At 34.2% G+C, this 10,278-nt stretch carries 9 protein-coding genes; 6 read left to right on the plus strand and 3 right to left on the minus strand.

Annotated elements, in window-relative coordinates; all coding sequences use genetic code 11:
* Window positions 1-170: tRNA-dihydrouridine synthase (locus tag WBN21_RS03420; RefSeq protein ID WP_424197904.1), on the minus strand; the 170-nt coding region annotated here is incomplete at its 3' end.
* Between the two features lie 146 nt (window positions 171-316).
* Between WBN21_RS03420 and WBN21_RS03425 the strand changes: the two genes are divergently transcribed.
* Window positions 317-850, plus strand: a complete 534-nt coding sequence (locus WBN21_RS03425) for a hypothetical protein (RefSeq protein WP_424197896.1) — start codon at window positions 317-319, stop codon at window positions 848-850.
* 57 nt (window positions 851-907) lie between these two features.
* On the opposite strand, the gene WBN21_RS03430 is transcribed toward WBN21_RS03425, so the two are convergent.
* On the minus strand, window positions 908-1,291 hold the full coding sequence (locus WBN21_RS03430) for a DUF4345 domain-containing protein (RefSeq protein ID WP_424197897.1): 384 nt from the start codon (window positions 1,289-1,291) through the stop codon (window positions 908-910).
* 51 nt (window positions 1,292-1,342) lie between these two features.
* On the minus strand, window positions 1,343-2,566 hold the full coding sequence (locus WBN21_RS03435) for a M20/M25/M40 family metallo-hydrolase (protein ID WP_424197898.1): 1,224 nt from the start codon (window positions 2,564-2,566) through the stop codon (window positions 1,343-1,345).
* Between the two features lie 54 nt (window positions 2,567-2,620).
* On the opposite strand from WBN21_RS03435, the gene WBN21_RS03440 reads away from it, so the two are divergent.
* From WBN21_RS03440 to WBN21_RS03460, 5 genes are all read left to right on the plus strand, one after another.
* Window positions 2,621-3,718: a TolB family protein gene (locus WBN21_RS03440; RefSeq protein WP_424197899.1), complete on the plus strand. Its 1,098-nt coding sequence runs from the start codon at window positions 2,621-2,623 to the stop codon at window positions 3,716-3,718.
* A 107-nt stretch (window positions 3,719-3,825) separates the two neighbouring features.
* Window positions 3,826-5,622 (plus strand): translation elongation factor 4, encoded by a 1,797-nt coding sequence (gene lepA / locus WBN21_RS03445; protein WP_424197900.1) that lies wholly within the window; start codon window positions 3,826-3,828, stop codon window positions 5,620-5,622.
* 630 nt (window positions 5,623-6,252) lie between these two features.
* On the plus strand, window positions 6,253-7,455 hold the full coding sequence (gene glgA / locus WBN21_RS03450; RefSeq protein WP_424197901.1) for a glycogen synthase: 1,203 nt from the start codon (window positions 6,253-6,255) through the stop codon (window positions 7,453-7,455).
* Between the two features lie 31 nt (window positions 7,456-7,486).
* Window positions 7,487-8,752 (plus strand): glucose-1-phosphate adenylyltransferase, encoded by a 1,266-nt coding sequence (locus WBN21_RS03455; protein ID WP_424197902.1) that lies wholly within the window; start codon window positions 7,487-7,489, stop codon window positions 8,750-8,752.
* Between the two features lie 36 nt (window positions 8,753-8,788).
* Window positions 8,789-10,278: maltotransferase domain-containing protein (locus tag WBN21_RS03460; RefSeq protein ID WP_424197903.1), on the plus strand; the 1,490-nt coding region annotated here is incomplete at its 3' end.

Consider the following 10,278-nt stretch of genomic DNA (forward strand, 5'->3'; position numbering starts at 1 on the left):
ACGCTTTTTGCAGCGTTACGAATTAAACCTTCGCTAGACACAAATTCGGTATACACAACATCGGCACCTTGCTCCTTGCATAATGCACGAAACGGCGGGTCGCTAACATCTTCCATAGGCGCTAAAAGCAATGGAAAATCTGGCAGTTCTATGTTGTCTATTTTAATCATATCAAACGACTACTTTTTATTCATTATAAAAAGTGTTCTCATTTATTTTAGCTGCAAATATACAATGAACCTAATTAAACTAAATCATTATTTGAAAACAATGCCATAATGTTGAAATATGTATATTTGCGATTAATTCACATCCTATGAAATCTCAAATTGTCTTAGTATGCTTATCGTTTTTTATACTTTTTAACTGTAGTGTTATTGATGAGCTTACAAAGTTTGACATGGACTACGAAACCAGCTATACCTTAAACCCTGTGCCCGTTGTTAATGTTCCAATAAGTTTGTTTACGCCTGATATTGAATCCAATTCGGAAACTACATTTGAAAATAATAATACCAACAAAGATTTAGTTGAAAGTATTAAGTTGAAAAGTCTCATCGTTAGTATTCCTTCTCCTGAAACTGGTAATTTTAATTTCCTTAAACAGATTAGAATCTATATAAGTACAGAAAATGTTGAAGAAACGGAGGTAGCAAACTTATTGGATGTGCCAAACGATAACTCAAATACTATTGATTTGGATGTGTTAGGTAAAGAGCTTGAACAATACGTTAAAGAAGACCAATTTAAATTGCGTATTTATGCCGTTGCTGACGAAACTACAACTGAAGTATACGAAATAAAATTCTTAGCAATTTTTGCTGTTGATGCGAAAATATTAGGGATTTAACTCAAAACTCGAACTGAAATTCCTGTGATAATTCTAGTTTTTTTAGAACTATTTCAGCTAGGTTAACTTATGTAAAACCCATAGTCCGTAAAAACCTAAACCCAATTCGGCAAAAGTTCCAAAAACATAAGCAAAAGTAGGTGTTCCATCAAGCATCAAACTTAACACTCTTCCAGCGCCCAAACCCAACATAAAAACAAGATTGGTAATTAGGGCAAGCTTCAAATAATTTTTAATAAAAACGCCTAACAGCCACAAAACCGAAAAACCCAAATAAAGGCCCATTATGGCTTTAAAAAAGTTGTGTTCGTCATTGGTGTTTAAATGAATATCAAATTGAGAACCTGGATTAAAACCATAAACAAAAGCTACAGGTATTACGATTAAAACCGAAATAATTAAGTGTATTTTATTTATGAAATCCTGTTTGGTTTTAATCATTTGTTTTAATTAGAATACAGATTCTTCGACTGCACTCAGAATGACATTGCATTAGAATTCTATATCAGCTTCAACCAATTCGCCATTTCTATCTACGACTACTTTTGTTGTGTTTCCTGCTTCAAATGTTGCTAATACCTTCATGTAACTCATCATATCTGTAACGGTGCTATCGCCTAATTTAACCACAATATCACCTTTTTGTAAGCCTGCTTTTTGTGCGGGTTTATCTTCGCTAATACCATCTATTCGCATGCCTTTACCATCATATAAATAATCAGGAATTACCCCTAATCCTACTTTAAATCTAGGTGTTTCTTCACTTTCATTTTTTGTTTTTCTAAAAGGTAATTTCCCGTTGTTATCCAAATCCGAAATAACCTCAAAAATATAATTAGAAATGGTTAACATGCCTTGGTAATTCAGCTTTTCAAAATCGTCCGTTGGTTTATGATAATCTTCATGCTGACCCGTAAAAAAATGCAAAACAGGAATATCGGCATTATAAAAAGAGGTATGATCGCTTGGTCCAATTCCAGATTCTTTTGGAATCAGTTTAAATTTGCTGTTATGGGCCTTTAAAGTTTGTTTTAAAATAGGCGAGGTTCCAACACCATAAACAGCCAAAGTACTATCTGCTTTTAATCGACCAACCATATCCATATTTATCATATAGTCAATTTTTTTGGTGTCTATGGTCGCATTTTTTACAAAATAATTAGAGCCTAATAATCCCATTTCTTCACCAGAAAATGCCATAAATAAATAGTTATTATTGGTGTGATTTCCTTTTAACTTTTCTGCAAGATTTAGCATCACGGCCACGCCACTTGCATTATCATCAGCACCATTATGAATGGCTTTTTCCCCTCTGTGTAAAGACCCTTCAGCACCATATCCTAAATGGTCGTAATGCGCTCCAATAACAATGGTGTTTTCTGCATTATTATTTATAAATCCTAAAACATTTGTTCCTGTAATGGTGCTATCGCCTTCTTTTACCGTATAATTTACTTTTTGGTGCGGATTTGTTTTGGGTTTAAACGTAAATGTTTGGAAATATTCACGGGTTCCTTTACCCTCTAAACCTAAGTCTTTAAAGCGTTTTGCTATATAATCAGCGGCAGCTTTTTCGCCATCAGTTCCCGTTTGACGCCCTTCTAAAGCATCATCAGACAAAAAAACAACGTCCTCTTTAATGGTTACAGATTTTACCGTTTCCTTCTTACAAGAATTTAGAAAAACTAAAAAAAGTATGGCTATTAAGTATTTCATAGTTATAAATATTAATTTTGTTCAAATTTAATCAATACTTCTAAATTTTTCAGGATGAATCGAATATACCTTTTAGCATTAGTTTTAGTTGTTTTTGCTTGTAAAAACGAAAAAAAGAAGGCTGTTGAAGAAACCAATCGGGTTGCCGCTGTAAAAGATTCTCTAATTTTTCCAGCTGAAAAGCATTTCAAATCTATTAAACAAATTACTTTCGGTGGTGATAATGCCGAAGCTTATTGGAGTTTTGATGATAAGCAAATAGTATTTCAATCGAATAACAAAAACTGGGGTGTTAATTGCGATCAGATGTTTTTGATGAACGTTGGCGAGACTTTTAAAGATACCATGCCGCCCATGGTTTCCACAGGAAAAGGGCGAACAACGTGCTCTTATTTTTTGCCTGATAACAAGCATATTATTTATGCTTCAACACATTTAAGTGATGAAAAATGCCCAGACACACCGCTTCGTAAAAACGGAAAATACATTTGGCCAGTTTATGATTCATTCGACATTTTTGTTGCGGATTTAGAAGGCAATATTGTAAGCCAATTAACAAATGAAAAGGGTTACGATGCAGAGCCAACGGTTTCGCCTAAAGGTGATAAAATAGTTTTCACCTCTACTAGAAGTGGTGATTTAGAGTTGTACACCATGAATTTGGATGGCAGCGATGTAAAACAAATTACGAATGAATTAGGTTATGACGGAGGCGCTTTCTTTTCGCCTGATGGTACAAAAATTATATTCCGGTCATCGCGCCCAAAAACCGAAAAAGAGATTAAAGAATACAAAGATTTGCTTGCTCAAGGTTTAGTGGAACCGACGGATATGGAACTTTATATTTGTAATGCAGACGGAAGTGATTTACGCCAATTAACAGATTTAGGAAACGCCAATTGGAGTCCGTTTTTTCATCCTTCTGGGGAAAAGATTTTATTTTCTTCTAATTTTGAAGCAGAACGTGGTTTTCCGTTTAATTTATATTTAATTGATATTGACGGCAAAAACCTTGAACGCATTACACATAGCGAAACGTTTGATGCATTTCCCGTGTTTTCAAATGATGGAAGGTATTTAGCATTTTCATCAAACCGAAACAATGGAGGCGGACGTGACACCAATTTGTTTATAGCAGAATGGCAAGATTAACGCCAAATTCATTACCTTTTTAAAGACTTAGCAGGTTTTAAAAACCTACGAAGTCTAAATAAAATTAATCTATCTTTGCCAAATCTTTTTTATGAAGATTGTTGACTATGAAGAACATTAGAAATTTTTGCATCATTGCACATATTGATCACGGTAAGAGTACGCTTGCAGACCGTTTGTTGGATGCTACAGGATCCGTAACAGCTAGGGAAAAACAAGCCCAATTACTGGATAGTATGGATTTGGAGCGCGAACGTGGTATTACTATCAAGTCGCACGCCATCCAAATGGATTATGAATTTGAAGGTGAAAAATATGTTTTAAACCTAATTGATACGCCTGGTCATGTTGATTTCTCATATGAAGTTTCTCGTTCTATTGCTGCGTGTGAAGGCGCTTTACTAATTGTTGATGCCGCACAAAGTATTCAAGCACAAACCATTTCTAATTTATATTTAGCTTTAGAAAACGACTTGGAAATTATTCCAGTTCTTAATAAAGTTGATTTACCGAGCGCAAACCCTGAAGAAGTTACTGATGATATTGTTGATTTATTAGGTTGCGACCCTGAAGAAGTCATTCATGCAAGTGGAAAAACCGGTTTTGGGGTTGATAATATTTTAGAAGCCATTATAAAACGTATTCCTGCACCAAAAGGTGACCCAAATGCACCGTTACAAGCCTTAATTTTCGATTCGGTTTACAATACTTTTAGAGGAATTGAAACCTATTTTAGAGTATTTAATGGTGAAATTAAAAAAGGTCAAAAAATTAAATTTGTTGCCACAGACAAAGAATACTACGCCGATGAAGTGGGAACTTTAAAACTAACTCAGGTTGCAAAACAAAGTGTTAAAGCGGGCGATGTTGGATATTTAATCACAGGTATTAAAACCGCTAAAGAAGTAAAAGTAGGTGATACCATTACAGATTTTGCAAATCCAACTACTAATATTGTTGAAGGATTTGAAGATGTAAAACCTATGGTGTTTGCAGGTATTTACCCGGTTGATACAGAAGATTATGAAGAGCTTCGTAACTCGATGGAAAAACTACAACTTAACGATGCGTCTTTAGTATTTCAACCAGAAAGTTCGGCGGCTTTAGGTTTTGGTTTCCGTTGTGGGTTTTTAGGCATGCTTCACATGGAAATTATTCAAGAACGATTAGAGCGCGAATTTGATATGACTGTTATTACTACGGTTCCCAACGTATCTTACCACGCATTCACGAATAAAAATCCAGATGAGGCTTTTATAGTAAATAACCCATCAGATTTACCAGACCCTTCTACAGTTAACCGTGTTGAAGAGCCTTATATTAAAGCAACCATCATTACAAAATCTGACTTTGTTGGAAACGTAATGTCGCTCTGTATTGAAAAAAGAGGTATTGTTTTAAATCAAACCTATTTAACTACAGAACGTGTAGAGATGACTTTTGAAATGCCCTTAGCTGAAATTGTTTTTGATTTTTACGATAGATTAAAAACAGTTTCAAAAGGTTATGCTTCTTTTGATTATCATCCAATTGGAATGAAAGTATCAAAACTAGTACGTTTAGATATTTTATTGAATGCCCTACCTGTTGATGCTTTATCGGCTTTAATTCATGCAGATAACGCCCAAAGTATTGGTAAAAAAATGTGTGAGAAGCTGAAAGAATTAATTCCGCGTCAGCAATTTGATATTCCTATTCAAGCTGCCATTGGCGCTAAAATTATTTCTAGAGAAACCATTAAGGCACTTCGTAAAGACGTAACAGCTAAATGTTATGGTGGCGATATTTCGCGTAAACGTAAACTTCTTGAAAAACAGAAAAAGGGTAAAAAACGTATGCGCCAAGTTGGAAATGTAGAAATTCCACAGCAAGCGTTTATGGCTGTTTTGAAGTTGAATGATTAAATTCGACTTATTTGGTCTCTAGATAATTCGGTTTTTGGACAAAAAGAAAAAGGCCGCTTCCTTATTGTATAGCAAAAACCCATTTTAAAAAGAGGAGAACAACAAACTAAAAGTTGTTTATTAACATCTAGCCACCTAAAAAATTGAATAATTAGTAATTTCAAATACTTAATTTTATAAATTTCATAATTGAAAGAATGAAAATTAGCTTGCATTCAATTTAACTATTGATTTATATTAATAATCTTTCACTATAAATTGCATGATTAAAGCCAAAATCAATCTTTTTCATGTTTTTATTATTGATTATCTGCTTTAATTGGAGATATGCCTTTTTTTTCATAAAAATAATTTGTCACAAAATTTTTAAGAATAATTTTTGTATGTTTATAACACAGTAAAAATTATTCAACTAAACAAACCAAATTAGACTTTATCCTACACTATTATTGATGTCATCATTTTTGTTTTGGTATTCTTATTAATTGAAGTTATTAACAATTAATAACATTCTAAAATTGATTTTATTTAAAATTATGATAAAAAAAATGAAGTAAAAACTGAATTTAACAGGTTGATTAATACCGTTTTACTAACAGATTTTTATCAATAAAACGATATATTTTATTTATGAAAGCACTTTTTTATACTAGAGAATTCCCTCCATATGTTTATGGTGGCGCAGGCGTACATGTTGAATATTTAGCCGATGAATTGGCTAAATTAATTGAAATGGAAGTTAGGTGCTTTGGAGATCAAGATACCAAATCAGAAAATTTAACCGTAAAAGGATTTCCTTTTGAAGATGGGGTGTTTGAAGGTGCGGATGATAAATTAAAATCGGTTTTTAAAACCTTAAGCACTTGCCTTCAAATGAATGCCGATCCCATTGATGCCGATGTTGTTCATTGTCATACGTGGTATGCACATTTTGCCGGAATTGTTGCTAAATTATGCTATGGTATTCCTTTGGTAATAACAACGCATTCTCTTGAGCCATTAAGACCATGGAAACGTGAACAACTTGGTAGGGGTTATGATGCATCATCATGGGTAGAAAAAACAGCTATTGAAATGGCAGATGCGCTTATTGCAGTTTCAGAAGAAACTAAAGTAGATGTTTTAAAACATTTTAATGTAGATGAAAAGAAAGTTCATGTTATTTATAACGGGATTAATCTTCAACAATATATTACCACTTCTGAAACATCAACATTAGATGAATATGGCGTTGATAAAACGAAACCATATGTGCTTTTTGTGGGCAGAATTACACGCCAAAAAGGCATTATACATTTAGTAAACGCCATAAAATATATAGATCCAGAAACGCAAATTGTACTGTGTGCTGGAGCGCCTGATACCAAAGAGATTGGTAAAGAAATGGAAGACGCCGTTAACGAAGTTAAAAAGACGCGCAAAAATGTTATTTGGATTGACAAAATGGTAACTAAAGAAGAAATTATTCAGCTTTACTCGCATGCCGATGTGTTTTGTTGTCCTTCTATTTATGAGCCATTTGGCATTATAAATATTGAAGCCATGGCTTGTAATACTGCCGTTGTTGCAAGTGCTGTTGGTGGCATTAAAGAAGTTGTTGTGCATGGCGAAACAGGCCTATTAATTCCGTTAGAACAACAAACTGAAGCGCCTTTTGAACCTATTGATCCTGATAAATTCTCTAGAGATTTAGCTATTGGTGTAAATAAAGTTATTGGCGATAAAACCCTGAGAGAAAAAATGGCAAAAAATGGCAGAAAACGCGTTGAAGATTATTTCGATTGGATTGCCATTGCAAAACAAGTTGAAGAATTATATAAATCATTGATTTAAAGTAAAGTAACTAACTAAAAACAACTGAGGTATGATAAATAATGATGTATTATCAATAATATTAGGTGGTGGTCAAGGCTCAAGACTATACCCTTTAACGGATAGACGTTCAAAACCAGCAGTATCAATTGCTGGAAAATATAGATTGGTGGATATCCCCATTTCAAACTGTATTAATGCAGATATCAAACGTATTTTTGTGTTAACACAATTCAATTCTGCAGGATTAAATAAACATATTAAAAACACCTATCACTTTAGTTTTTTTAGTAGCGCGTTTGTTGATGTATTAGCTGCAGAACAAACTCCAGAGAGTAAAACATGGTTTCAAGGAACGGCAGATGCAGTAAGGCAAAGTATGCACCATTTTTTGCAACACGATTTTAAGTATGCTTTAATATTATCTGGCGACCAATTATACCAAATGGATTATGATAAATTGATTGAAGCTCATGAAAAAAGTGGTGCCGAAATCTCCATTGCAACCATTCCGGTAAATGCCAAAGATGCCACAGGTTTTGGGATTTTAAAGGCCAATCAAGAAAATATTATAACGTCGTTTATTGAAAAGCCAGACACTAGCCTTTTGCCAGATTGGACCTCAGAAGTTAGTAATGAAATGAATTCACAAGGGCGTAATTACCTCGCTTCTATGGGTATTTATGTGTTTAATAGGGATTTATTAGTTGAATTAATGAAAAACCCTGACACCATTGATTTTGGTAAGGAAATTATCCCACAATCTATTGATTCTCACAAAACGTTAAGCTATCAATATGAAGGCTATTGGACCGATATAGGAACTATAGAGTCCTTTTTTGAAGCCAATTTAGGCCTAACCGATGATATTCCTCAATTTGATTTATACAATAAAGATAAACGAATTTATACGCATGCTAGAATGCTTCCGTCTACAAAAGTTGCTGGAACACAATTAGATAAAGCTGTCATTTGTGAAGGCTGCATCATAAGCGCTTCAAAAATTGAAAGATCGGTTATTGGTATTCGGTCAAGAATAGGAAAAGACACCACAATTGTTAACACCTATATGATGGGAGCCGACTATTACGAATCTCTTGATGACATGCAAAGCAATAAAATTGAAAACCTAATGGGTATTGGAGAGCGTTGTGTTATTAAAAACTGCATCCTCGATAAAAATTGCCGCATTGGTGACGACGTTAGAATTGAAGGAGGCAAACATTTGGAAGACACAGAAACTGATGAATACTGTATTAGGGATGGCATTGTAGTTATTAAAAACAATGCAACAATAGCTAAAGGTACCATCATATAATTAAAAACAAATTATTTTTTATTATACAATTTAAAAATGCAAGACCAAAGAAGAGTTGTAATTGACCACGTTTCACCTAGTGTAAACTGCGGGGAGTTTTATATAAAACGTATTGTTAATGAAATTGTTAATGTTAATGCGCATATTATGGCCGATGGTCATGATGTTTTAGGTGCATCGATACTTTATAAACCAGAAAAAGGTAGGGCTTGGAGAGAAACCAGAATGATGCTTACCTCCAACGATGAATGGAAAGCCTCATTTACAGTTGACACACAAGGCTTTTATTCCTATAAGGTGCAAGCTTGGGTTGATTATGCCCTTAATTGGCGATATGGTTTAATTAGAAAAATTAATGATGGTCAATATGTGTCTTCTGAATTACTTGAAGGCGCTGAATATCTTGAAGCACTTTTTAAAAAAGTATCAGCTGATGATAAAATCTATTTAGAACGACTTCATAAACTATTCAAAAATGAGGACGATTATGGCGAAGCTATAACCGAAGCAACTACCGATCGATTATACAAGATATTCTATAATAATCCCATAAAAAAACTCGAAAACACCACCAAAGAATATCGTGTTTATGTAGACCGAAAAAAGGCGAGGTTTAGTACTTGGTATGAATTTTTTCCACGTTCTGCTTCAGAAAAACAAGGAGTTCATGGCACGTTTAAAGATTGTGAACGATTATTGCCTCGTGTTAAAAATATGGGGTTCGATGTGGTCTATTTACCCCCTATTCACCCAATAGGCGAAGTAAACCGAAAAGGTAAAAATAACACTACTGAAGCACATGAAGGCGATGTTGGTTCAACTTGGGGTGTTGGTTCTCAATACGGAGGACATAAAGCTATCCATCCGCAATTAGGATCGCTTGACGATTTTAAATCTTTAATTCAAAAAGCAAAAGAAAACAACCTTGAAATTGCTATGGATTATGCGCTACAAGCAGCTCCAGACCATCCTTGGGTAAAGGAACATCCTTCTTGGTTTAAATGGCGACCTGATGGAACCGTACAGTACGCTGAAAATCCACCAAAAAAATATCAAGATATTCTTCCCATTTACTGGGAAAGTGAAGATTATCAAAACCTTTGGAATGAGTGTCTAGATATTTTAATGTATTGGATAGATTGCGGAATAAACATTTTTAGAGTTGACAATCCGCATACGAAACCATTCTATTTCTGGAATTGGATTATTACCGAAGTAAAAGCAAAACATCCTGATGTAATCTTTTTAGCCGAAGCATTTACGGCACCAAAAGTGATGCAACAATTAGCAAAACAAGGTTACACGCAATCATACACCTATTTTACATGGCGAGAAAACAAGCATGAAATAATGGAGTATGTAAACGAATTAACCACAAGTGAATTACGCGAGTATATGCAGCCAAATTTCTGGCCAAATACGCCCGATATTAATCCGCATCATTTACAAGGCGCTAACGAATCTATGCACATGCAACGTTATGCTTTAGCAGGAACTTTAAGTTCTAGTATTGGAATATATGGACC

The sequence above is a fragment of the Algibacter sp. genome, assembly GCF_049667265.1.
GTDB lineage: Bacteria > Bacteroidota > Bacteroidia > Flavobacteriales > Flavobacteriaceae > Algibacter_B.